Source organism: Enterococcus sp. DIV0703, assembly GCF_051711065.1.
GTDB lineage: Bacteria > Bacillota > Bacilli > Lactobacillales > Enterococcaceae > Enterococcus_B > Enterococcus_B hirae.
This window is the reverse complement of sequence record NZ_JBIOLX010000001.1, coordinates 612716-636546: the sequence shown is the minus strand read 5'-3', so window position 1 is coordinate 636546 and position 23831 is coordinate 612716. Positions and strand designations below refer to the sequence as shown.

At 37.1% G+C, this 23831-nt stretch carries 18 protein-coding genes, 1 riboswitch and 2 other annotated features; of the genes, 2 read left to right on the top strand and 16 right to left on the bottom strand.

From position 1 onward, the window contains the following. Window positions 1-20: 20 nt before the first annotated feature. The 7 genes from nhaC to mgtA all read right to left on the bottom strand — a co-directional run bounded on the left by nhaC (window position 21) and on the right by mgtA (window position 10129). A complete protein-coding gene (nhaC, locus tag IGK81_RS02920; RefSeq protein WP_010738327.1) occupies window positions 21-1433 on the bottom strand; it encodes a Na+/H+ antiporter NhaC in 1413 nt (470 codons plus the stop codon). A 373-nt stretch (window positions 1434-1806) separates the two neighbouring features. Next, window positions 1807-3042: a M20 family metallopeptidase gene (locus IGK81_RS02915; protein ID WP_034699752.1), complete on the bottom strand. Its 1236-nt coding sequence runs from the start codon at window positions 3040-3042 to the stop codon at window positions 1807-1809. A 74-nt stretch (window positions 3043-3116) separates the two neighbouring features. Then, window positions 3117-3953: a MetQ/NlpA family ABC transporter substrate-binding protein gene (locus IGK81_RS02910; RefSeq protein ID WP_034699750.1), complete on the bottom strand. Its 837-nt coding sequence runs from the start codon at window positions 3951-3953 to the stop codon at window positions 3117-3119. Between the two features lie 13 nt (window positions 3954-3966). Next, window positions 3967-4647 (bottom strand): methionine ABC transporter permease, encoded by a 681-nt coding sequence (locus IGK81_RS02905; RefSeq protein ID WP_034699748.1) that lies wholly within the window; start codon window positions 4645-4647, stop codon window positions 3967-3969. 1 nt (window position 4648) lies between these two features. After that, window positions 4649-5722, bottom strand: a complete 1074-nt coding sequence (locus tag IGK81_RS02900) for a methionine ABC transporter ATP-binding protein (RefSeq protein ID WP_034699746.1) — start codon at window positions 5720-5722, stop codon at window positions 4649-4651. 62 nt (window positions 5723-5784) lie between these two features. Then, window positions 5785-6022, bottom strand: a binding site (T-box leader). 38 nt (window positions 6023-6060) lie between these two features. Further along, window positions 6061-6296, bottom strand: a binding site (T-box leader). A gap of 76 nt (window positions 6297-6372) precedes the next feature. Then, window positions 6373-7044, bottom strand: coding sequence for an HAD family hydrolase (locus IGK81_RS02895; RefSeq protein WP_034699744.1), 672 nt, complete (start codon window positions 7042-7044; stop codon window positions 6373-6375). Window positions 7045-7480: 436 nt separating this feature from the next. Then, complete coding sequence (gene mgtA, locus IGK81_RS02890; RefSeq protein ID WP_010738332.1) at window positions 7481-10129, bottom strand: magnesium-translocating P-type ATPase; 2649 nt, start codon at window positions 10127-10129, stop codon at window positions 7481-7483. 347 nt (window positions 10130-10476) lie between these two features. Next, window positions 10477-10651, bottom strand: a riboswitch (M-box (ykoK) riboswitch). A gap of 219 nt (window positions 10652-10870) precedes the next feature. On the opposite strand from mgtA, the gene ndk reads away from it, so the two are divergent. After that, window positions 10871-11296 carry a nucleoside-diphosphate kinase gene (ndk, locus tag IGK81_RS02885; RefSeq protein ID WP_431393467.1) on the top strand — a complete coding sequence of 142 codons (426 nt, stop codon included), beginning with the start codon at window positions 10871-10873 and terminating at the stop codon, window positions 11294-11296. A gap of 132 nt (window positions 11297-11428) precedes the next feature. Here ndk and IGK81_RS02880 read toward each other — a convergent pair whose 3' ends face one another. After that, a complete protein-coding gene (locus IGK81_RS02880) occupies window positions 11429-12340 on the bottom strand; it encodes a helix-turn-helix domain-containing protein (protein WP_034699742.1) in 912 nt (303 codons plus the stop codon). 502 nt (window positions 12341-12842) lie between these two features. Beyond that, on the bottom strand, window positions 12843-14918 hold the full coding sequence (locus IGK81_RS02875) for an LTA synthase family protein (protein WP_034699739.1): 2076 nt from the start codon (window positions 14916-14918) through the stop codon (window positions 12843-12845). 117 nt (window positions 14919-15035) lie between these two features. On the opposite strand from IGK81_RS02875, the gene IGK81_RS02870 reads away from it, so the two are divergent. After that, on the top strand, window positions 15036-15251 hold the full coding sequence (locus tag IGK81_RS02870; RefSeq protein WP_010719914.1) for a hypothetical protein: 216 nt from the start codon (window positions 15036-15038) through the stop codon (window positions 15249-15251). A gap of 63 nt (window positions 15252-15314) precedes the next feature. Here the strand turns inward: IGK81_RS02870 and IGK81_RS02865 are convergent, their stop codons facing one another. From IGK81_RS02865 to IGK81_RS02835, 7 genes are all read right to left on the bottom strand, one after another. Beyond that, complete coding sequence (locus IGK81_RS02865) at window positions 15315-15950, bottom strand: hypothetical protein (protein WP_034699736.1); 636 nt, start codon at window positions 15948-15950, stop codon at window positions 15315-15317. A 405-nt stretch (window positions 15951-16355) separates the two neighbouring features. Continuing rightward, on the bottom strand, window positions 16356-17906 hold the full coding sequence (locus IGK81_RS02860) for a bifunctional metallophosphatase/5'-nucleotidase (protein WP_034699735.1): 1551 nt from the start codon (window positions 17904-17906) through the stop codon (window positions 16356-16358). Between the two features lie 356 nt (window positions 17907-18262). Beyond that, the gene (locus IGK81_RS02855) at window positions 18263-19543 is read right to left on the bottom strand and encodes an extracellular solute-binding protein (protein WP_034699732.1); all 1281 of its coding nucleotides are present in this window, start codon (window positions 19541-19543) and stop codon (window positions 18263-18265) included. Window positions 19544-19567: 24 nt separating this feature from the next. Beyond that, the gene (locus tag IGK81_RS02850; protein WP_010738339.1) at window positions 19568-20866 is read right to left on the bottom strand and encodes an MBL fold metallo-hydrolase; all 1299 of its coding nucleotides are present in this window, start codon (window positions 20864-20866) and stop codon (window positions 19568-19570) included. Continuing rightward, on the bottom strand, window positions 20850-21668 hold the full coding sequence (locus IGK81_RS02845) for a carbohydrate ABC transporter permease (RefSeq protein ID WP_010738340.1): 819 nt from the start codon (window positions 21666-21668) through the stop codon (window positions 20850-20852). Before IGK81_RS02845 ends, IGK81_RS02850 begins: the two co-directional genes overlap by 17 nt. After that, the gene (locus tag IGK81_RS02840; RefSeq protein WP_010719920.1) at window positions 21665-22552 is read right to left on the bottom strand and encodes a carbohydrate ABC transporter permease; all 888 of its coding nucleotides are present in this window, start codon (window positions 22550-22552) and stop codon (window positions 21665-21667) included. The genes IGK81_RS02845 and IGK81_RS02840 overlap by 4 nt, the downstream gene beginning before the upstream one ends. Continuing rightward, window positions 22552-23628, bottom strand: coding sequence for an ABC transporter ATP-binding protein (locus IGK81_RS02835; RefSeq protein WP_010738341.1), 1077 nt, complete (start codon window positions 23626-23628; stop codon window positions 22552-22554). The genes IGK81_RS02840 and IGK81_RS02835 overlap by 1 nt, the downstream gene beginning before the upstream one ends. Window positions 23629-23831: the final 203 nt, after the last annotated feature.

The following is a 23831-nucleotide window of genomic DNA, read 5'->3' as shown; positions in this document are numbered from 1 at the left end:
GATTCAAATATTCCGAGAGTTTATTCGTTTGTATCGATACCAAGCGTTCCATTCGGCTTTTCGTCTATTTTTTCGATCCCTAATCCAGTAAAGGCGCTAACCATTGAAAAAACTGGTGAGAGTAAACTGAAAAAGACAAATGGTAAGTATGTGAGGGTTGGAATCCCAAAGGTACTAGCTACAAAGCTGCCCGCAATTCCCCAAGGTACAAGGTAATTGATCACTGTGCCACCATCTTCTAACGTTCTACCTAAAACAGTTGGGTCAAACCCAGCTTTCTGGTAAGTTTCTTTGAACGCATTCCCAGGTAAGATAACTGATAAAAATTGTTCTCCAATAAAGAGATTGACACCAATACTTGTCATCAATGTGGTGAAAATCAATTTTGGTGTATTGGTCATTTTCTTAGAAACGACATCCATAACAGTTGAAATCAAACCGAATTCAATGAGTAATCCACCAAGTGATAATGTTAAAATGATCAAAGAAACAGTTGGCATCATACTTTCGATCCCACCACGACTAAGTAATGAATCAATTTGTTGATTGCCAGTAGTTGCAACGAATCCAGATTCAATCACTGTCGCTAAACTACTAAGAGAAGTTTGCGGATTCTGAATAAAGATCATCCCCACCGCCACAGCTATATTTAATAGAATAGTCAAGATAGCTGGTACTTTTTTCCAAGCACATAATAACATTAAGAACAAGGGAATCAACGACCAAAAAGAAATTGTAAAGTTTGCTTCCAGAATATCAGTGACTTCTCGGATAGCCGTTAGACTAGTTTCTCTATTTGTGTGTCCAAGAACCATGAACAAAAAGAAGGAAACGACAAAAGCTGGAACCGTAGACCACATCATATGTTTGATGTGCTTGAATAAATCGGCATCAACGATTGCTGCGGCTAGATTGGTTGACTCTGACAAAGGAGACATTTTATCTCCAAAAACAGCACCTGAAACAATTGATCCCACGACTAACGCTGGATTAATTCCTAATGTCGTACCAATACCGAAAAATGCGATCCCAATCGTTGACATGACAGTAAAAGCACTCCCTACTGCACTACCGACGATAGCACAAACAACAAATACAGAAGGAACAAACCACTTGACACTTATCAATTTAAAACCAATAACCATAAGTGTCGGGATAATTCCTGCTTGGATCCACACCGCAATCAGTGCGCCGACTAATATAAAGATAAAAATCGGAATGATTCCCGGTTTGATTCCATTGATAATTCCTTCATGTAACCACTCTGTTGGGTATCTTTTCACTACAGCGTAAAGCATGATCATTCCAATTGCTGCTAAGATCGTAATGTTTGGTGATAATTTTAATCCGACAACCCCAATTGCTATACTTGCCACAATCACCAATAAGACAAATACAGCTTCTTTAAAACTCGGTTTTCCTTTTTTCTTCATAATCATTCTCCTTTTTTAGTTAATCGAAGTACTAAAAAAGAATAGATATCGAATGACTCCGCCACAATTCATGGGCATTTCCCCCTCTAATCAAACAAAAAGAACTATTTTCAACTAAGGACGAATGACTCCGCGGTACCACCTTAATTAAAAACAGTTCTGTTTTTCACTTTGATTTAACTATTTAGTTTTTATTCCTTTTCATGTAATTCGACATTTCGGCTTGATCGGTTCGCAGCTACCACCGACTTTCTGAACAAAACACCTGAAACGCTACTATGTGAAAAGTTGACTTTCATGAAGTTTACCTTCTGCGAGATTTTTTGTCAATACAAAATGACTATTTTTTTTCAAATCATAAATCATTATTTATTTAAAAAGTCGAACCAGTTAACTGACTTTTTTCTAAAAGTTGTTGGTGTTCTTCCTGAATCTTTGTCAATAAAGCTGGTTGTTCGAATAAATCTAAAGCGGTAGCCGCTAATAGTTCTGCTGCAATGGCGATCGATGCCAACCCTTTTTCACTTTTTGCGGCTGCTTTAAACTCTTCCGAATGTCCAGCGATATACTCATCTGAAATCGAAATAGTTGGTTGAATCGTCGGAATCACTTGACTGACATTCCCTACATCAGAGGACCCTAAGCTGGTCTTTTCTGTTACATCGATTTCCGTTTCTGGAACTCCAGCTGCTTTTGCATGTGTAAAAAACAACTCATCGAAAGAAGGTGTCGGAATCATATGATCTACCGCATTTTGAAACAAACCAAATTCATAGCTTGTGCCCGTACTTAACGCAGCCCCTTTCACGATTTGTTCCACTTTTTTAAAGACTATATCTAATGTTTGGCGATTGCCAGCACGTAAATAAAAACGTCCTGAAGCATATTCAGGGATGACGTTAGCAGCAACTCCGCCGTTAGTGATGATCCCATGGATATTGACATCTTTAGGTAATTGTAATCGTAGTGCGTTGATACCATTAAAAACTTGGATCAGTGCTTCTAATGCGTTTACTCCCTTTTCGGGTGCTGCAGCAGCGTGAGAAGCAACTCCATAAAATTTGATATCAACTGGATCATTAGCTAGCGATTCGGTTGTTTTTCCGTAACGGTAAGCTGGATGAGCACATAAAGCAGCCGCCACATCGTCAAATAATCCCTCACGAACAAAGCTCCCTTTCGCTGAACCATTCTCTCCTCCTTCTTCCCCTGGTGTTCCATACACTCGGATCTCACCACCAATTTCGTCAATTTGTTTCTTAATGATACTCGCGGCTAATACGGAATACGTTCCAAAAAGATTATGTCCACACGCATGTCCAATTCCAGGAAGTGCATCAAATTCAGCTAAAAATGCAATCGTCGGACCTTGTTTATCTGAGCGATAGCTAGCAGCAAATCCTGTACGGTGTCCAGCGACCTCCTTTTCAACTGTAAAGCCTTCTTTTTCTAACTGGCGAATCAATGCAGCAGATGAATAAAATTCGTAATTGCTCACTTCTGGATGTTGATGGATATCCAAGGCAAGTGCTTGATATTCTGGTAATCTTTCTTGGATCGCTTCTTTCAATAAACTGGATCGATTCGTTGAAATAGTTGATGTAGTCATAAAAAAATTCCTCCTTGTATGCTGGCTTCCGATAAAAATTTCTAGTTCATTTGAGCTGTACTTTCTGATGATGCTCATTTACGACCAAAGGTTTTCCATGCTGGAACACTCGAACCTTTTGACGTTTCTTCAATGACTTTAGCAGTTGCTTCAGTTTGATAAGTATCAACGATTTTTTGATACGTACGGTTTGTTACATCTTCTTTTCGGGCAACAATGATGTTGACATAAGGGCGGGCACGATCATCCACTGGTTCTAAGAAAATTGCATCTTTCGTTGGTGTGAACCCTGCATCGACTGCTACCCCACTATTGATGACCGAAAGACTCACATCGTTTAGCGCACGTGCTGTTTGCGAAGCATCCAATTCTGTGAGCTTAAGTTTTTTATCGTTTTCTGTCACATCAGAAATCGTCGGAGTCTGTCCCTTCGATGGATCAACTTTGATCAGCCCCGCTGATTGAAGAAGAAGTAAAGCGCGTCCCCCATTGGTTACATCATTAGGGATGGCTACTTTTGCACCTTCTTTTACTTCCTCAATCTTTTTGATCGTATTGGAATAGATTCCTAATGGGGCATTTACGGTGTTTCCGATTGAAACTAGATTTGTGCCATGTTCTTCATTATAGTTATCTAAAAAGAACTGGTGTTGAAAGGCATTCAAATCAATTGAGCCATCAGCTAAGGCCGCATTTGGTTGATTATAATCGGTAAACTTTACATATTCTAATTCAATATTCTCCTTTTTTAGACGTGCTTTTACATCGTCCCAAACATCTGTATCTTCACCAATCACCCCTAATTTGACAGTTGTTTCTTTTGTTTTTGTATCTGCCTTTCCTTGACTACAGCCTGCCAACCAAAATAATGCGACGAATGTCACTACAGCAAATCGAATCACTTTTTTCATTTTTTCTCCTCCATTAATGTGATATTTTTTTAATTAGAAAATTACTGATAAATTGACTTAAAAACACCAATGCCAAAATCAATAATGTCGCAACAACCGTTACGTCTGTTTGAAATCGATTATAGCCCCGAGAAATAGCTAAATTTCCTAAACCACCAGCTCCTACAGCACCTGCCATTGCGGTTAAGCCAATAACATTGATGATCGTTAAAGCTGAGACACGAATGATACTAGGTAGTCCTTCCAGTAAATAAACACGAAAAATGATACCCAATGGACTCGTTCCCATTGCTTGTGCAGCTTCGATAACACCGGGATCAACTTCAAGCAAGGCATTTTCGATTTGTCGAGCAAAAAAAGGAACGATGCCGGCAATCAAAGGAACTAGTGCTGCCGTTGCTCCAATTGTTGTTCCGACAATAAAACGAGTCGTCAATGCAAGTAAAGAGAGTAAAATGATAAATGGAATGGATCGTACGATATTGATCACCTTATCAAAAAGTTCAAAACATAAGCGGTTTTCAATTAATCCTTTAGGGCGGGTAACGACTAAAACCACCCCTAATATAATGCCCAAGATTCCCCCAATCAAAGCAGACCAGAAAGTCATATATAGTGTTTGCTTTGTTGCTTCAATGAATTCATCTGGGATCAAATAAACATTTGGCAGATAGCTTTTGAGCCATTCGTTCATCTTAAACGCCTCCTTCAACGAGTTTGCTTCTTTCTTGTGTTTCATGTTTTTGTAAGAGATTGACTTTGACACCTAATTGGATCAAATAATCTAGAGCTTTTTGTTTTTGAATGCTATCTCCCGCTAAAGTTACCACCAAGCTACCTATCGGTGTTTCTTGCAGCCATTCGATATTGCCATAAAGAATGTTTGCTGTTACTTGGTATTTGCTATACAACTGGGCAATCAATGGTTCATTCGTTTGGCTCCCCACATAACTCAGTTCAACTAGCCATTTATCCGTAAGCTCTTCTGCAAAGCCTTGCTGTCCAGTAATCTTTTCCAATGCTTGATCTAAGTGAGTCGCTGTACGTATAAAATCTTTCGTTAGTTCTTCTTTTGGATGACTAAAAATTTGAACACTACTTCCACTTTCGATGATTCGTCCAGCTTCCATCACCGCCACTTTATTACAAATTTCTTTCACTACTTGCATTTCGTGGGTGATCAAGACGATCGTTAATCCTAATTGGCGATTTAATTTTTTGAGCAACGCTAGAATTTGATGAGTCGTTTTTGGATCAAGGGCACTCGTCGCTTCATCACAAAGCAATATTTTGGGATCATTTGCTAAAGCTCTCGCAATCGCTACTCGTTGTTTCTGTCCTCCAGATAATTGGTTGGGATAGGCAGAAGCTTTTTCCTTTAACCCTACTAAATCCAGTAAGTCACTTACTTTCTGACGACGTTCCTGTTTTGATTTCCCAGTATACTTTAAGGAGAAATCAACGTTGTCAAAAATTGTGCGACTTTCCATTAAGTTGAAATGTTGAAAAATCATACCAATCGTTTTCCGTTCTTTTCTTAATTCTTTTGGTGTGAGATCACCTAAATTCGTCTGTTGGATGATTACTTCCCCCTTCGTTGGTTTCTGTAAGAAATTCATCACACGAACTAATGTGCTTTTTCCTGCCCCAGAGTAGCCCACAATGCCATAGACATCTCCTTGAGCAACTGATAAATTCACTTCATTGACAGCTGGGATGTCTTTACCTTTTTGCTCAAAATGGACACTGATATTTTTTAACTCAATCATTCGTTCTCCTCCTTGTTGTATAATAAAAAAGGCATCCTCAAGAAAATGAACTCAATCATTTCCTTGAGGACGCCTTTTTGCGTGTTACCACCTCATATTCAAGCCACATTCACATGTCGCTCCTCTTCAAGTACAAACATACTCTAGCGAGATACCGGTCGCAGCCGTTACCGCCTCACAAAATGCTTGGGGTAAAATGCTCAGTAGCCATTTTCCAATCGTTCCTCTTTGCTTCTTCTCAGCTCCCGAAGCTCTCTGTTAAAAGATTTCCAACTGTACTTACTACATCATTGCAAAAAAATATATAAAAAAATCCTCTTACCAACAAAAAATGTTAGTAAAAGGACGACGAATCGTGGTACCACCTTTATTCGGAAGTTTCCTTCCCTCTAGCCAACGTCTCATTCCTGAGAGATTGGGGTTCAGTTTAACGGTTGAACGACGACCGAATTTATCTACTTATCGACAAATTATTCTCCAAGGCCATTTTCAACTTTGCGGATTTGACTCTTTTCACCAAACAGAGCCTCTCTAAGAAATCGTTCAAGTTTACTTTCCTTATCAACGAATAAACTTATTTAGTTGTTGCGAATAATTTACCGTACTCATAATTAAAAGTCAAGGAAGAAGTTTACAAAAAAATGATTGAATTATTTTGTTGTTTTTTTATCTAACATTTCAATAACAGTTCGTAAGTCGTTTCCTTCAGCAAGTAAATTTAATTTTTCTTTTTCTTCTGCTGTATAATTTCGTTCAAAACTAGTATCTGGAATTAAAACAACGCCCATCCCAGCTCGGGAAGCAGAAGTAGCTCCAACTAAAGAATCTTCCACTGCAAATGCTTCTGAAGCAACTAATTTTGTTCTTTCTAAAGCGGTTAAGTAAGGAACAGGTGAAGGCTTGTTTTCACTTACTTCATCACCGAATGTCATCGTATCAAAATAATTAGCCAAATCAAATTGGGCTAAGATATCAGTCGCTCTTTTAGTAACTGTCGTTGTTGCTAATCCAAGTCGTAAGTCTCGTTTTTTTAATTCAGCTAAAACTTCTTTCGCATAGGGTTTTAATTGTATCCCACCGTTATGAAGCTGTTGATAAAAATATTTTTCACGCTTGGCACGAACTTCTTGAACTTTTTCAGGGCTTCCAGCTGCTTTCACTAAAATGTCAAAACTTTGCTTCCAGTTTTTACCTCCCCAAGCATCTACTACTTCTTTGGGAATCGCTAAATCATACTGTTGGAATCCCCATAACCAACCATCACGATAAGTTTTCTCCGTGTCAACTAATAGTCCATCTAAATCAAATATTGCGCCTTTCATTTTTCACTATTCCTTTCAGAAAACAATATCCATAGTTTAGCATGTTTCATTGTTATTTGCACAGAACGAATCATATTTTCCTTTCATAATAAAATGAAAGGTGTAGAAAAAAATGAGTCCGAGGCACTTTTGAAGTGCCCCGAACTCATGATTAGAGGTGAGAACGGACGGGTAAACGGTGTTCATTCATCAACTCCTTGCAATAAGCCCGAATTTTTCAAAACATGAGAAGCTGTTTTAAAAAAATTCTTTCTTATTGTCTTCGGAGCTAACCGATGACTTCACAACCTCTTTTTCACGGTGTTCATTCATCAACTCCTTGCAATAAGCCTGAATTTTTCAAAACATGAGAAGCTGTTTCAAAAAATTCTTTCTTATTGACTTTGGAGCTACCCGATGACTTCACAACCTCTTTTTAAATGGTATTCATCAACCATTACAATAGTTCACCAAATTTTTTAATATAGAATTTTTTGACCATTGTCACTAATGTCAAGTAAGCTAAAATCGTTACGACTAACCAAGTCCAGTAAGTTCCTGGTAACGGCATCAAACCTAGTTCTGCACCAAAGCCTGTAAATGGCAGAATCGAACCTACAACGATTCCTAATGTCGTAATCGTAAACATCGCAAATGTCGCATTGCTTTGAATAAATGGAATCTTTGGTGTCCGTAGTGCGTGTAGGACTAATGTTTGTGACCATAATGATTCAACGAACCAACCTGCATGGAACAACGCAATAAATACGATCTTTTGTTGTGCATCTAATGTATGGAAATCTCCACCTACAACTGCTGGACAAATGATAAAGTACATCAATAAGTAGGTAGTGATATCAAAAATCGAACTCGTAGGTCCAAAATACACCATAAATTTCCCAATGCTTGATGCTTCCCATTTTTTAGGCTCATGTAGATATTCTTTATCCATTTTATCCCATGGAAGTGAGATACAAGACACATCGTAAATCAAATTCAAAAAGAGAATTTGCAGTGGCAACATTGGTAAAAATGGTAAGAATGTGCTGGCAACTAAGACAGAGAACATATTCCCAAAGTTTGAACTTGCAGTTGCCTTGATGTATTTCATGATGTTCCCAAATGTTTCTCGACCAGATAAAAGACCTCTTTCTAAAATCGTTAAATCTTTTTCTAGTAAGATCACATCGGCTGATTCTTTTGCGATATCTACTGCTGTATCAACCGAAATACCGATATCCGCTACTTTCATTGCCGGTGCATCATTGATACCATCACCTAAAAAGCCCACGGTATGGCCATTTTGCCGTAAAGCAGTCGTTAAACGAGCCTTTTGTTGAGGATTCAATTTAACAAATACTTCATGATTTTCAGCAACTTGTGCTAATTCGCGATCATCCATTTCTGAAATCTTTTCGCCAGTGATCAATTCATTAATTTCCAGACCCACTTGACGACAAACCGAACGAGTGACTAATTCATTATCACCAGTTAAGACTTTGACTGCGACACCATGATCTTTCAATGCTTTTAGTGCTTGTTTCGTCGTTTCTTTTGGAGGATCAAGGAAAGCAAGGTATCCAATCAATACCATATCTGATTCATCTTTCACTGAAAATTCGCCAACTACGCTTGGGTTTGTTTTTTGGGCCACTCCGATTACACGTAGACCATCTTCATTTAAATCTCTCACTTTTGCAAGAACTGATTCTCTTTTTTCATTGGTTAATGGACTAACGATCCCATCAATGTCGATGTAATTAGAGATACTCAACATCTCTTCGATCGCACCTTTGGTAATCATTTGTGTTTTACCTGCGGTGTCCTCTACAACGACACTCATCCGACGACGTTCAAAGTCAAATGGAATTTCATCCACTTTGCGGTAATTGATTTTATCGGTTGCTAATGTTTGTTTGGCTTCATCAATAATTGCTACATCCAACAGATTTTTTAATCCTGTTTGATAGTAACTATTTAAATACGCATGGCGTAAAACACGATCATCTTCTTTACCAGAACAATCCATGTGGTATTCTAAAATGATTTTATCTTGAGTCAATGTCCCAGTTTTATCCGTACATAACACGTCGATCGCACCAAAGTTTTGGATCGCATTCAAATTTTTGATGACCGTTCCTTTTTTCGCCATCACACTAGCACCTTTAACTAAGTTCGTAGTAACAATCATTGGTAACATTTCAGGTGTAAGACCGACTGCTACAGATAAACCGAATAGAAAAGCTTCCAGCCAATCCCCTTTAGTCAACCCATTGATAACGATAACTGTTGGTGCCATTAAAGCCATGAATTTGATCAATAACATGGATGTTTTATGAATACCAATTTCAAAGCTTGATTTGATCGGCTTTTCAGAGAGCGTTTGAGCCACATGTCCAAATAATGTTTCATTACCAACAGATACAATAATACCTTCAGCACTCCCGCTGATAACGTTACTTCCCATAAAAGCCAAATTTTCATAACTAGTTTCACTCAAAGTCTCATCATCGTAAACAATCGCTTGCTTTTCGACAGGGTAACTTTCACCAGTTAAGGCAGCTTGTGAAATAAATAAATCTTTGGCTGACAACAGGCGCATATCTGCAGGAATCATATCACCTGCTGATAATCGAACAAGGTCTCCACAAACGATTTCTTCCATTGGAATCTCAGTATAATCACCGTTACGTTTAACTGCTGCGGTTACTTTTACCAATGATTTTAATTTTTCTGCGGCTTGGTTAGAGCGAACAGATTGAACCAACGTCATCGTTCCACTGACGATGACCATCGTAAAGATGATAATTACTCCAAATAAATCTTTATCCCCAGGAGCGGCTAACACGTATTCTGTGATAAATGAAATCACTCCGAGTGCAATCAATACCAAGGTGAATGGTGTAATATAAGCTTTTAAAGCTTCTACAATAAAGGGTGTTTTCTTCCCATAAGAGATTGAATTTTCACCATATTTTTCTCTTGATTCTTCAATTTGTTCGTCTTTCATTCCTTGATCAGTCGAATGAAAGAAGTTCAATAATTCTTGTTTTGTCTTTCCTGCAAATGCAGCATACATTTTTTGTGTATCTCTCTTTTTTTCCATCTCATTTTTCTCCTTAGACCCAGTAAATATAAGCAACACTTATTTAAGCTGGGTTATTTTTAGTTAGTTGAGTAATGGAGAAAATGCTGTATTTAAAGGGGCTGAAAACAGATAGATAATAGCCTCAGCCAGCAATTTCTCTCGCATTATTTTCTTCGCAGGACTGTCATCCATTTGTTCTCATCTCCTTTAACTTGATAGAATTGTTCTTGTTTCTCTTTCGTTTTAAAAGCATCAACTTCCCAACGAAACCACCTCCATTTTTTGTTTGTTAGGATTGTTTCAACACAAAAAGACCTTTCATCAAAAATTCAGCGAAAGGTCGAAAAAGCACATAAAAAAAAGCTTCTTTGATCTCATCGTTGAGTTTTGACACTGTACAACGTAAAAAGCAATTCCTTGCTTTTAGCTACCTTATGAAAAGCCTTGTCTCGACAATTCCTGTTCTACCCATTGGCGTCTCTCGACGTTTTTGGGCAGTAGCCTGTGTTTGTATAGGAGCCTCACCTAACAAATCCTATTTAGTTTTCCTTCGTAAATATAACAACTTATGCACCGATTGTCAAACTTATTTTTTGCTTTTTCCAAACATTTATGGTAAATAAATTGTTTTTGATTGATGGGGTTAGAAAATTCTTATTGTACTTAATAGCTCGTATGTTGATCAGCTTTTTCACTTTGATTGTGGGTTTACTCAGACACCAGTATAATAAAGGTATAACAAAAAAAGGGGTGTATCAGATGGAACGTACATTGGTCATTATCAAACCGGATGGTGTCAGACGTCATTTAATTGGGCGGATCATCCAACGATTTGAAGAAAAAGGATTAGCAATTACTGAAATGAAGTTTGCAACAATGACAAAAGAACTCGCACAAGAGCATTATCATCACTTAAGTGGTCGGAGCTTTTTCGATGAATTGATTGATTATATGACCTCGGGACCAGTAGTCTATCTTGTTTTAGCTGGAGAGGATGTCATCGATATCGTCCGTAAGATGGTCGGTGCAACTAAAGCTGTAGATGCTGTTCCTGGAACGATTCGTGGAGATTATGCCTTACCTGGAACTGAAAATATCATTCATGCATCTGATTCAAGAGATGCTGCAACCAATGAAATCAATCGTTTTTTTCCCATTATTCGATACAAAAAAGCAAAAATCTGAGATCGTTCATCCTGAATGACCAAACAGATTTGCTCTTACTGATAGTTGAGTGAAAGAGCAGAAAAGTACCTGACAGTTCGTTTAGTCAATGATTGTTGCAAGGTCTTTTCTACTCTTATTCACTTGTCTTACTTATTCTTGTTCTATCTTGGCAATCTGTTCAAACAGCATTATTTTTTTCTCTTCTTCTTTTATCACTTCCAAGAGTTTCTCTTCAAGACGTTTGCGCTCTTTCTTGCCTAGGGTATATTCGATGACCGTAAAAAAAGTATTCAGCTCTTTTGAAAGTGGCTCACCTAAGGCTTGTGCAATCAGCTTTCTGTAGTATTCTGTCATCAAACTTTCATAAATGATTGTTGATTTTTCTTTGTGTGCCAAACTGCGAGACATATCGAGGTTGATACTACGCGCTTTTTTGAAACGTTTTTTATCGATATAATAAAGCGTGAGATTCATTAAAAATGTAAATAAATAGTCTTCATTCAAAGAATCGGTCATTTGTCGCATTCTTTTTTTGATTTTCAAGTAATGATTGTCTAGAAATGAATTACTGAAAATATAGGGATACTTGGAAAGAATGTCTAACTCAAAATGACCATATTCCCTGATTTTCATAAAGTATTCTTCAATCGTACGACACTCATATCCTAGAAATTCTAATTGCAACTCCATTTTTCCATTCGTCTGCCAAAACATCTGTAGATTTAACATTAAATAGTATAAATCAGCTGTTTTTTTATATTGCTTTCGGTTGTTGGCGATTTCCTTATAAGGATCAAAGTTCTCTTCTTGGATTTTATTTAAAAGATGCCGACTTTTCTTCGTTTTTTTGGGTTCTTCAAGCTGATTACGTAACCATTCATATTCGGCCAAAGAAATATTTAAGCGTTCCAAGAAGGCTTTTAGTGTACAAAAAGAGATCTTCTTTACGGTATGATTTTCGATTCCTACTAGAGATGTTTTAGAACAGATTCCCTTTGCTAACTGTGTTTGTGTCAACTTTCGATTCACTCGAAGTTGCTTGATTAATTCTCCATCATACATAATTGATCGTTACCAAAACCAATAACTGAGTGAGTGCCATGTACGAAACAGTTGATCTTTCATCCTTCTTGTAACACTTCTACAACACGTATCACATGACCGTTTGTATGATAAGAAATGTTTAGCCAAAGTGTTGAAAAATAAATTAGCTGCTTGGATCTGTGCTTCTATATGTACATGTTCGTTCATTGCCAGTTGTTGTTTTGATTAAACGTTTCCCCTCCTTGTTGTTTCTGATTTTTATTCTTCGGTCAACCTATAGCTGACAAGTTTATCCTATTTTCCTTTTCTATTTTTATTTGATTCAACTGAATTCAGCCATCATTTTTTACACCTATCCAAATTTCCTCGGATTTTTCACTTCCAAAAGAATCGCTGTAAAAAATTTGTTTCCTTCACTAATTACATACGCTAAAATAAAAAAGTTTACGAATTATATAAAAAAAACTTCCAAAAAAGTGAAAACAAATCGACTTTTTTGGAAGTTTTATCAACTATTCATTTAATTATTCTCATCTGTTTCTGCAGGGTAAAGGTTAGTCGTTGTTTTATTTCCATTTTTAGAATAAACACTCGTGGACTTGCTTCCTTTTTGTTTTTCAATGGTTTCATTTTTCTCTGCATCATTTTTATAATCATACTTTTTGGGATCAATCGTTTTAAAGTTATCTGGTACATAGAAACGTAATAGATTCTCTTGATTCAACTTATCAGATAAACTTAAAGCCGTTTTGACTTGATTCTGATCTTTTTCCACTTCTTTTTGGATACCAGCTTTTTTAGGATCAATGATTTCCCCTGTTTGGTTATTATAAGTTTTTCCATCTAAAACGGTATATTTAGGTGTCACAAAATTACCATTTCTAAAGGCAACCAACTGATCATGCTGTGGTGAAAGCAAATCTGTACCAAAATGGATATAGTCTTTATCATTGATTCCTACTAAGTGTAACAGGGTAGGTAACACATCAATTTCGCCACCATATTCATGATTGATCTCACCTTTTTTATAACCTGGAATGTGGAACATCAATGGCACTCGCTGCATTTGAGCATTATCAAAATCATCCCAAGTAGCAGGGTCTTTTCCTAAGGCTTTCGCCAAGTCTTTATTATCCGTATTGGATATTCCAAAATGATCTCCGTAGATGACAAACATCGAATTTTGATAGATACCGGATTTTTTCAAATACGTAAAGAATTGTTCCAACGATTGATCTAAATAATGAGCTGTCCGGACGTAATCATCTACTCTGCTATTGCCAGTCTTCAATGATGGGAAATTAAAATGTTTATCGTCTGTATAGTATGGCGTATGATTGGTTACCGAAAGAAACTTAGTATAGAACGGTTGTTGTAAATGTTCCAAATATTTAGCTGATTCTCTGAATAAGTCCTTATCTAAAATACCATATCCCAACGTTTCATCTGAACTATTGAAATAAGAACGATCAAAGAAGTTGTCATAGCCTAAATTTTTATACACATGATCTCGGTTCCAGAAGCTCCCGACATTCCCATGGAAAACCGCGCTCGTATAGCCTTGCTGTTGCGCCAAGATTGCTGGAGCAGCTTGGAACGTGTTATCTGAACCTAGCTCGGTAAACAAAGAACCTTGTGGTAAACCAAAAGTTCCCGTCTCTAACATATTTTCTGCATCACTTGTTTTTCCTTGCCCAACTTCATGGAAGAAATTATCAAAGCTGATCGTTGATTGATTCTTATAGATACTATTTAAGAATGGCGTTACTTCTTGACCATCTACCTTCATATTGATTAGAAATTGTTGGAAGCTTTCTAAATGCAAGACAATGATGTTTTTCCCTTTAGCCACGCCAAATGTTGCTGGATTGGGAGCAGCATAATGATTTTCGGTGTATTTTCTCACTTCTTCCACACCATTACTACTTGCATGCGCACGAACACTGCTTGTCATCCCTGTTTTGATAGCATCGTAAATAGTATAGGCATCGATTCCCAAATATTTGACGATGTAAGAACGGTCAAACGTCCGTTGCAACAATTGGGGACGATTTGCTTCACTAAGCGCTAAATTTCCTGAAAAAATCAACGCTGACAGACAAGTGACTGCGATCGCCACTGGTTTAGAGACTGCAGGACTTTTTACTGGTATTTTTTTAACAAACATCCAGATGATGAGTCCTACAAATACTAATATATCCAACCAATACAAAATGTCATGAGGTCTCATTAATGCAAAGGAACTTCCTGATAAACCTTGTGAAACTTTAGAAAAGCCTAGAATAGACTTTACGGTCACGAAATCTGTAAATTCTCGATAAAAAATAATATTCAAATAAAGCAAAAGCGTATTTAAAATATCAATGATTAAAAGAACAATCAATGCGGGTTTCAATTTTTTTATATATAATGCTAAACCAAAAAACAACAATGTCGTTGCAATTGGATTAATCCACAGAATAAAGTATTGGATGCTGCCTTCAACGCCCAATGAAAAATCAACGTAATAGGCAAAGATCGTTTTCAGCCAAAAGAAAAAACTAGCTGTCAAAACAATCAGCAAACGATTTTGGCACAATTTTTTCAAATGTGTCACAAGTATCACTTCTCTCTTTTATTTTTTTTTATTCTGCTCCTAAAAAATGAAAATTTCCTAAAAAAAGGGTTATTTTAAGATTTTTTTTAGAAATGAAGGGAGCAATTATGGATATCTATGCCAAAAAAAAGAACCCCTCAGACTAAATATGTCCATCTTGAGGAGTTTTTGTTAGCTGTTTTTGTTTTGGTCAACCTGAACTACAATAGTTCTAGTTATCGAATGAAGCAAGAACAATCAGTCAAAGATTCAGCAAAAAACAGTAACTTAGTAAAAACAAATGAACTTCCATCATTTCAAACGAATGACTATCATGCACCTTTCAGTACTTGAGCTGGAAAAGACGTGTTGCCCCATCTATTTCACAGTTTGCGTACTCTTACTAAAATACTCGTGTTACTTTGCCTTCTGTTGCTGACTTGCTTTGCTGTTTTTTGTGCTATTTTTAGTTGTACGACTCGATTGCGTCTTGGACTTACTTTGGGTCGTACTTTGAATTGTTTCCGAATGTTCAGAAGAACTTTCCTGAGTCGGCTCAACCTGAGTCGTATCAGAATTTTCTTTGACTTCTTTATTCATTTTTATCCAATCTTTCAGACGGGTACTAACAACCTCACGATTCACCTTATCTGAATAGCTGGTTATTACTTTTCCGTTCTTTAATCGAGCTAGTTTTTCTCCGTCATTGGTTAAAAGTAAGACGGTCAAATGTTTATCGTTGAATTGATATTGTCTTAACGAAATAGCACTTAAGACATCATCAATATTGATAAACTGATTACTTTCCTTGTCTTTTGGCAAATAAAGCTCTAATTCTCCCTTATCATAGTTGGCTACTATCTTGTAATCCTTCCACCAATAAGTAGAAAATTCTTTTTTAAATTTATCTACTGATTCTTTACTTGCAATGATTTTTTCTGTTTCTAGTTGAGCGATATCTGCTGTCATTTTTCCTGAAACTGCGGCTGATAAAAAAAGCAGTAAGAAAAAACCAACTAACCAAAAGAGAAGAAAAGGACGTTTTTTTCTCATACCTTTCTCCACTCCCATTCAAATTTGCCTATTCCATTATATACAAAAAATGAAGAGTAAAGACAAAAAAGTAAAAAAAGATATTAAATAACGAAAATTTTTTTATAAATAACCCATACTGATGGATCGTTTTATAAAAAAGGTTGTAACTAAATTTATAGTAAAGCAAATTTAGAACGTTTCTAAGAACATACTTTCACCAAAAAAACGTTATACGTACATTGAAAATAACCTGAAACTTACAACACTTGAGACTGTTAATCATTTACAACAATTACCTTTTGGATTAGTTTTGATAAACAATTTTGTTAATTGCATGCTTCGATTTATTTACCTTCGTTTTGGCTTGCTCTTTTCTTGAATAGACTTGAATAGACAGATTTCACTAATTTCTGTCCCCCTTGTTTACTTGATTACCCGAAAGTTATGATTTACTTCAGCATGAATTTGTTGATGTTTTCTTAAATAATCAGCAATCAGTTCAGTCATATCGATTTGGATTTCACGAATGATTTTATTGGCAGAGAACATGTGATAATTCCCACCACCGACCGCTCTGTACTGATTCATGACTACTTCCAGCTCTTCATCAGGATGGATCGGTTTGCCTGCTCTGGCTAATTTAGTGATCCTTTGCCCTACTGGTTGACGTAAATCGATCTCATAATCAATGCCCTCATACATGTCATAATTATAATACTGTGGTTTAGGTTCAATGAACGCAGGATTAAATACGATCTCGCCTGATTCTATTGCCAAGAAGTTTGCTGTTTGTTCTAAGGCATCTCTTAGATCCTGCCCTGTAATTTTAAGAACTGCTAAAGTATTAGGATAAATATAATTGGTAATAATTTCTCTCATTGTAATAGTTTCATTGAATCCTTGACCTTCATTGTTGAACAGAGCCGTTCCAGAAATCGATACTCCGCTGGCAGCCATTTGCACCCGATTAATAAACTCAATATAAGGATGTTCCACGATTCGTGCTTGCATCGGATCAGTGATTTTCATGTCTCCTTGTACCTCTCCCACTGGTTGATCAAGCCATGTTTGCAATTCATTTTCTGTTTTTTGAACAAGTGAAAGAATGTCTTCATCTGCCTCGTCAGTTACTAAGGAAATCAGTTCTGCTTTTCCGTCCGAAACACGATAACCATTAACCGTTCGTTCCAAGGATAATTCGATTTTACCTAAAAATTCGCCACGATAGCCCGGTTGGATAATCGGCACACTATTTACCTTCGCAGCAATCACTCGATGTTGGTGCCCAGTAATCAACGCATCCATCCCAGCTACTTCTTGAAGTAGTTGGAAGCCTTCATTTTCGCCAGTCAATGCTTCGGTGGGTTCGCCAGTCTCTAAATCTTTCTCGAATCCACCATGATAAGCTACAACCACTACATCTGCTAATTCTCTAAGTTTAGGTACATATTGTTTTGCTGCTTCAACTGCAGAAACAAATTGTAGGTCTTTAATTGTTTCAGGTTGTTCCCAATGAGGAATATATTGCGTGGTCAACCCTAAAATTGCCACTTTGATCCCTTGTTTTTCAATCATCACATAGGGCTGTCCAAAATAAGGATCGCCTTTGCTCGTTAAAATATTAGCAGATAAGACAGGATGATGATAACTAGCGATAGCTTGTTCTAAGTAAGATAAGCCATAATTAAATTCATGATTTCCTAATATACTAGCATCCACATCCATTTCATTTAAGACATTCGTTAATTCTGAGACGTGGTGATCTTGTTGTTTTGCTAAGTAGTAACTAAAAGGTGACCCCTGAATGAAGTCACCGTTATCAATGACATAAAGAGGGTCTGGGCTAGTTTCTCTGATTTGTTTTATCCTACTGGCAATTTTAGCATAGCCATAAGGTTGTTCTTGATCCGTCGCATAGTTCGTTGGATAGATATACCCATGGACGTCACTAGTTGCTAACAATGTTATTTTCATACTTGTCTCCCATTTCATGAGACTGAACCAAAACTTGCCTCAGTCTCTTTTAGTCTCTCTAAAAACGAATAAACGGCGTTCAAGAATCAACTCCTCAACAATAAGCGATGATTTTCTAAAATATGAGGAACTATTTTAAAAAATCCTCTCTTATCCGCTCGGAGCTAAACGCTTCTCTCACAACCTCTTGTTCACAGCGAGACAAAAGCAGCATCTTCGAAAAATAAGCCGAAATTGACCCAAAATTTGAGAAGAAAATTTCGGAAACTCCTTCTTATTTCTTGATGTTAAACACTTTTGTCTCAACCGCCTAAAGCAAACAAGCTAACGTTCTGAACGTTCTTTCGTTCGATTGTTTATTGATTCCAAGCATCTTCCAATTGAGGAACGGAATCTTTTATCAGTTTCTTCGTATCTTGATTCGTATTCGATAAAATGTTTTCCATGATCGAACGTACCTCATTATAAGCAGGATCTGCGTTTTCAATCACAGAGATCGAGAATAGATCAGAAGTAGCTGCTTCTAAATATTGTGGTACTTTTGTTTCTGTAGAATTCTTGTATTCATCACTTTCAAGAACCGATTCAACGATTGGCATATAACCAGTCATATTTGCCCAATACAGTTGGTTTTCCGGTTGTGCTAAAAATTTCATATATTCAAAAGCAGCTGTGCGTTTTTCAGCACTGGCACTACTGAACATATAGATATCCGTTCCTTGTTGCAAATTGATTTTTTCAGGACGTGGCGCAACGCCATACTCAAATTTTCCTTCAGTATCTTTTTTCACATAACCTTCTCCAGCAATCGAGCCAACAAACATTGCCACTTGTTCATTTGCAAAAGGACCTGACAAGTACTTATCCGATCCAGCAATTCGGAAATAACCATCTTTGACGCCCTCAGCATAGTAATCGATCACTTTTTGTGATTCTTTCCCATCTAAAGCTAAGTCTTTGTCAAAATCAACACCTTGATTTTTCATACCAATCGCATAGTAGTTATTCAATGAATCAAACCCAGCACCCACCACTTGCCCATCTGATTTTTCATAGATCGTTTTTGAAGCTTCTTTTAATTCTGCTAGTGTCGTCGGTACTTCAACGTCATATTGTTTTAATAGATCCGCATTGTAGAAAAGCATTTCCGTTGATTTGTTAAAAGGGATACCATATTGTTTGTCATCAATTTTAGCACCTTCTAATAATGAATCACGGATTTCTTCCTGATCTTTCCAGCCAATCGTATCATTTTCGATATAAGGGTCTAAATCGACTAACATCTCATCTTGAGCAGCATTCCATAGCCAACCTGGGTAAGCTTGAGTGATTGTCGGCAGATCCTTAGGTGAAGGTAATGTCGAATTGATTTTTGCTTGAAGATCCGAATATTGCGATTGATTTTGCAACTCTACCTTGATATTAGGATTTTCTTTCATGAAGTCATCTGTAAGTTTAGTTAATGCTTCTTCTTGCGCACCATTCATCGCATGCCAGAAGTTGATCGTTGTCTTTTCATTGATTTCTGTTACGATATCCTCACTTGAACTATCTACCTTTTCATTCTTTCCACAAGCACTTAACGCAAATACTGCTGCTGCAGCCACAAACACAGAAGCCCATTTTTTCATTTTCATCTTTTTTTTACTCTCCCTTTTCTCTTATAAAATAATTTGTTCGCCACGTTTTGGCAAAATTCTTTCTCCATAAGGATTGACTAATTTCTCAGGTTTTAACGTATGGATCGGCACTAACACTTTTGGTTGTATCTTGTCGATGATTTCAGCTAAATCAGCTGGAAATGCGTGTCCAGACAGCGATAATCGAACAAATTCAACTTGCTTTTCAGCTAAAATCTTTAAAAAGACAGCATATTGTGGATCAAAATCTCCCAATGGTTGGGCATCACTATGAATGTATAAACCTCCTCCTTGCAAGTTTTCTATATTATCAACGACTTGCCAAACAAAAGTTGTTTCATCGTTGCGTAAAACTTCGTAGGGATATTCTAATTCTGACTGAAGAATCGGAATGACTGGACTATCCGTTAAATAGTAATAGGGCACATCCATTCCTAGAACTTCTTTCATTAATGCAGCCATATTCGCTTCTAAAACCATCGTTCGCGGGGATTGTTTCACCAGCATTTCAAAGCGTTTAAGGTTTGCTGGGTACCCATTGAAAGTAATTTGACGATTAGGATATTGATCGACCAGTTCACAAAAGCGCTGAACTAGCTCTTCTTCCGTAGCAATTGGCGTTTGTTCGCTTATTTCTCGGTCAGGAAAACTGATGCTGACGCCTTCCATCATCAATAAGTCAGTCTGAAATGATTTTTGACAAAACGTTTCTGTCATTTGCCGGTCATATCCATGAAGACGCAAGTCACCAGTGTAAGTCAAGAATCGGTCAGGCGTTTTGATTAGTAAAGCAGCTGCACCATACGCATCATGATCGACTGGTAGTATCTCCACACTGATTTCTCCGATCTGGACAGTTTCATAAGGAGATAATCCATTCATTTCACGTACAAACCCTTCTTTTTCAAAAGGAGAAGGAATCAAGAAATCGTTGTTTCGATGAAGGGAATGTAAGATTTGCTTCGTTTCATTTAAAGTGTATAAAGGAATTGCTGGATCAAGATAATTGATCATTTTTGAATGATCCAAATGAGCGTGAGATAAGAAAACGGCTGTATGCTGATACGGCTCTCTTTCTCCTACTTGTATGTGCTGTACTTGATCAAACAGCCTTGGATCATATAATCCATTCAAGTCAGGAATCAATCGATGTTCAAGCAATGTATTTAAAGATTCATCAGCTAAGTCTAATTCTGGACGGTACTCTGTGCCAAAATCAAAAAAGATGTGTGAATCGTGGTAGGCAACTTCAATGATCGTTCCACCGATCGTTAAGATTCCACTATGGAAAGTAATCACTGTTTTATCCTTTGATTCCATTTTTCGCCACTCCTCGTATAATTTCTTTTCTAAAAATCAAATAAATAATCAAAATCGGGATAACTGTTAACGTCGCCGCCGCCATTTGTAAATGAACGTCACTCCCACTTTCAGAGGTAAAAGCGGCTAAACCATTATTTAACAGGCGGAATTTTTTCTCGTTCGTCACAAGCAGTGGCCATAAAAATGAATTCCAACTTGAAATAAACGTCAAGATACCCACCGTGACTAGTGCTGGTTTAGACATCGGCACTAAAATTTTCCAAATATACTCTAGATCACTGGCACCATCGATTTTAGCTGCTTTATAAAAGGTACTGGAAATACTCTTTAAATACCCGTTCAAATAATAAATATAAAAAATACTGGTCAAGAAAGGAATGATCAATGCACTATAGCTGTTTAGTAATCCCATTCGTGAAATCGTATTATAATTCGTAAAAATAATGGACTCATAAGGAACCATTAGTAATGAGATCATGATCCCGATAATCAATTTTTTAAAACGAAATTCCAGACTTGTTAACGCAAAAGCCGCTAAAACAGATGTGATGACTGTAGCGATCGTAGTTACTAACGAAACAAAGACGGTATTGAAGAAATAACGTAAAAATGGTGCTTTTGCAAATACCTCCGTATAATTTCCCCATTGAAATGATGTTGGCAGTAAGGTTGGCGGAATACTCGTTGCCTCACTATATGTCATCAACCCAGCTAAAATCATATAAATAAATGGAAAAATCGTTACGATCCCTAAAATTCCGATAAATAGCAATGAGAGTCCTGTAACAACTTTTTTCATCCTCTTCTCCCTACTTTCTTCAACAATTTATTTTGAATAAATGTGATCAGTAAAATGACGAGGAACAAAATGACCGTCGCCGCCATAGCGATCCCTGGTCGACCAGCGATGTGGAATTTATCGTAAATATAAAAGACCGCTGTCGTAGCACTTTTGGCGATCCCTGGCTGCCCACCAAACAAAGCATAGACTTGAGTATAGACTTTAAACGCTCCGATGATATTGACAGTCAACAAGAAGGTGATCGTTGGGATCAATTGAGGAAACGTGATCCGACTAAAAATCTCCCAAGCATCTGCTCCAAACATTCGAGCGATTTTATAATGCTCTTCGTCAATATTTCTTAAACCAGCCAATAAGATAATGATATTGAATGCGAGACTGGTCCAAACCCCAAAGATGATCAACGTTGTCATACTCATCGAAACATTATCTAACCAATTGATTGATTCAAATCCTAAAAAATTCAGCAAATAATTAATGAGCCCATAGGACCCGTTGAAAAAATAGCGAAAGACGATCCCGATAGCAATCGTACTTGTCACATAAGGCATGAAAAAAATCGTTTCAAAAAAAGTCTTATGTTTCACTTTTTCAAAAATCACCCAAGCGATTCCCAGTGAAAGGAGCAATGAAATAGGAACAACTGTAAAAGCAAACAATGCGGTGTTTCTTAATGCTTTGATAAAGACTGGGTCTGACAACACACGCTGATAATTCTCAATTCCTGCAAATTGTTGATTGATTAAGGAGCCTTTTTGAAAGCTCATCGCTAGTGAACGGAACAACGGATAGATACTGAACAAAACAATAATGACCAATGATGGCAGTAAGAAGAACCAAGCTTTCGGTTGATTTTCTGGATCATATGCTTTTTTGAACATTAGTACACCCGCTCCCCTTCTTCATCGAAAAGAAACATTTTATGGTACTGAAAATCAAAAGAGAGTACCGTATCTTCCTCGATGAGCTTTTCAATACTAACGATCGATTTCAGACGTTTCGCAGCGAGCGAAAAATTCAAAATCTGTTCACGTCCGATCAATTCAACTCCAGAAACTTGTACTTCGAACAATCCGTTAGTCGTTGGAAAAACGTCTTCTGGTCGAATCCCTAAGATATATTTTCCATCCACTAATGGTTTTCTTAATTGAGCGGATTCCAGTTTCGTCAGAGGAATTTGAAAATCCGTATGGCTGATTTTCCCTTCACGAACATTGACCTCGACCGGTAACGTATTGATGATCGGGTTACCGATAAAATTGGCAACAAACAGGTTAGCCGGGTCTAAGTATAAATTCTGCGGAATATCATTTTGTTGAATCACACCTTCATTCAGTAAAATGATTTTGTCACTAATCGAAAGTGCTTCTTCTTGATCATGCGTCACAAAAATCGTAGTGATTCCAACTTCTTTTACCAAACGACGGATTTCTTCTCGTATCTTTAATCGCAAGCGTGCATCCAAATTACTTAAGGGCTCGTCTAATAATAAAACTTCTGGTTTCTGGACTAAGGCTCGTGTAATAGCCACACGTTGTTGTTGTCCACCTGATAAAGTCCCTGGTTTTTTATCTTGGAGTTCTTCGATATTCGTTAGTTTCATATATTCCTGTGATATTTTTTTAGCTTCCGCTTTTTTGATTTTATTTTCGCCAACCGTCAATGGAAACATAATATTCTCAACCACAGTCATATGCGGGTATAAAGCATAATTTTGAAATACAAAACCAATATTCCGATCTTTCGGTTCCGTTCGTACCACCGACTCTCCACTAAAACGAATGTCCCCATGACTAGGGCTTAATAACCCCGCAATCAAATTCAAAATCGTTGATTTTCCACAACCACTAGGGCCAAGCAAACAAACCAAATCCCCTTTTTCGATTTGAAAATCAACAGACTTCAGTGCTTCAAACCCATTATCGAATACTTTCTTCAGATTGATAACCTCAATCATTTTTCATAGCCCCTCACGTAATAAAATTTCTTTTTACAAATGTTAATAATTTCTACCTTATAATCAATGCTAACGCTTCTATGTGTAGATTGATTTAATTCTGTGTAAATATCTTGAAAAGAAAACCATCTGCTCACACTTCCTCCAAAAAAAGATAACGTTCGTATTTTAATCATATAGAAACGGTTACAATTGATAAAAAC

Bases quoted from the DNA above. Each gene is read 5' to 3' on its own strand.
- nhaC (WP_010738327.1), bottom strand. From the start codon at position 1,433: ATGAAGAAAAAAGGAAAACCGAGTTTTAAAGAAGCTGTATTTGTCTTA.
- IGK81_RS02915 (WP_034699752.1), bottom strand. From the start codon at position 3,042: ATGACTACATCAACTATTTCAACGAATCGATCCAGTTTATTGAAAGAA.
- IGK81_RS02910 (WP_034699750.1), bottom strand. From the start codon at position 3,953: ATGAAAAAAGTGATTCGATTTGCTGTAGTGACATTCGTCGCATTATTT.
- IGK81_RS02905 (WP_034699748.1), bottom strand. From the start codon at position 4,647: ATGAACGAATGGCTCAAAAGCTATCTGCCAAATGTTTATTTGATCCCA.
- IGK81_RS02900 (WP_034699746.1), bottom strand. From the start codon at position 5,722: ATGATTGAGTTAAAAAATATCAGTGTCCATTTTGAGCAAAAAGGTAAA.
- IGK81_RS02895 (WP_034699744.1), bottom strand. From the start codon at position 7,044: ATGAAAGGCGCAATATTTGATTTAGATGGACTATTAGTTGACACGGAG.
- mgtA (WP_010738332.1), bottom strand. From the start codon at position 10,129: ATGGAAAAAAAGAGAGATACACAAAAAATGTATGCTGCATTTGCAGGA.
- ndk (WP_431393467.1), top strand. From the start codon at position 10,871: ATGGAACGTACATTGGTCATTATCAAACCGGATGGTGTCAGACGTCAT.
- IGK81_RS02880 (WP_034699742.1), bottom strand. From the start codon at position 12,340: ATGTATGATGGAGAATTAATCAAGCAACTTCGAGTGAATCGAAAGTTG.
- IGK81_RS02870 (WP_010719914.1), top strand. From the start codon at position 15,036: ATGCCAAAAAAAAGAACCCCTCAGACTAAATATGTCCATCTTGAGGAG.
- IGK81_RS02865 (WP_034699736.1), bottom strand. From the start codon at position 15,950: ATGAGAAAAAAACGTCCTTTTCTTCTCTTTTGGTTAGTTGGTTTTTTC.
- IGK81_RS02860 (WP_034699735.1), bottom strand. From the start codon at position 17,906: ATGAAAATAACATTGTTAGCAACTAGTGACGTCCATGGGTATATCTAT.
- IGK81_RS02855 (WP_034699732.1), bottom strand. From the start codon at position 19,543: ATGAAAATGAAAAAATGGGCTTCTGTGTTTGTGGCTGCAGCAGCAGTA.
- IGK81_RS02850 (WP_010738339.1), bottom strand. From the start codon at position 20,866: ATGGAATCAAAGGATAAAACAGTGATTACTTTCCATAGTGGAATCTTA.
- IGK81_RS02845 (WP_010738340.1), bottom strand. From the start codon at position 21,668: ATGAAAAAAGTTGTTACAGGACTCTCATTGCTATTTATCGGAATTTTA.
- IGK81_RS02840 (WP_010719920.1), bottom strand. From the start codon at position 22,552: ATGTTCAAAAAAGCATATGATCCAGAAAATCAACCGAAAGCTTGGTTC.
- IGK81_RS02835 (WP_010738341.1), bottom strand. From the start codon at position 23,628: ATGATTGAGGTTATCAATCTGAAGAAAGTATTCGATAATGGGTTTGAA.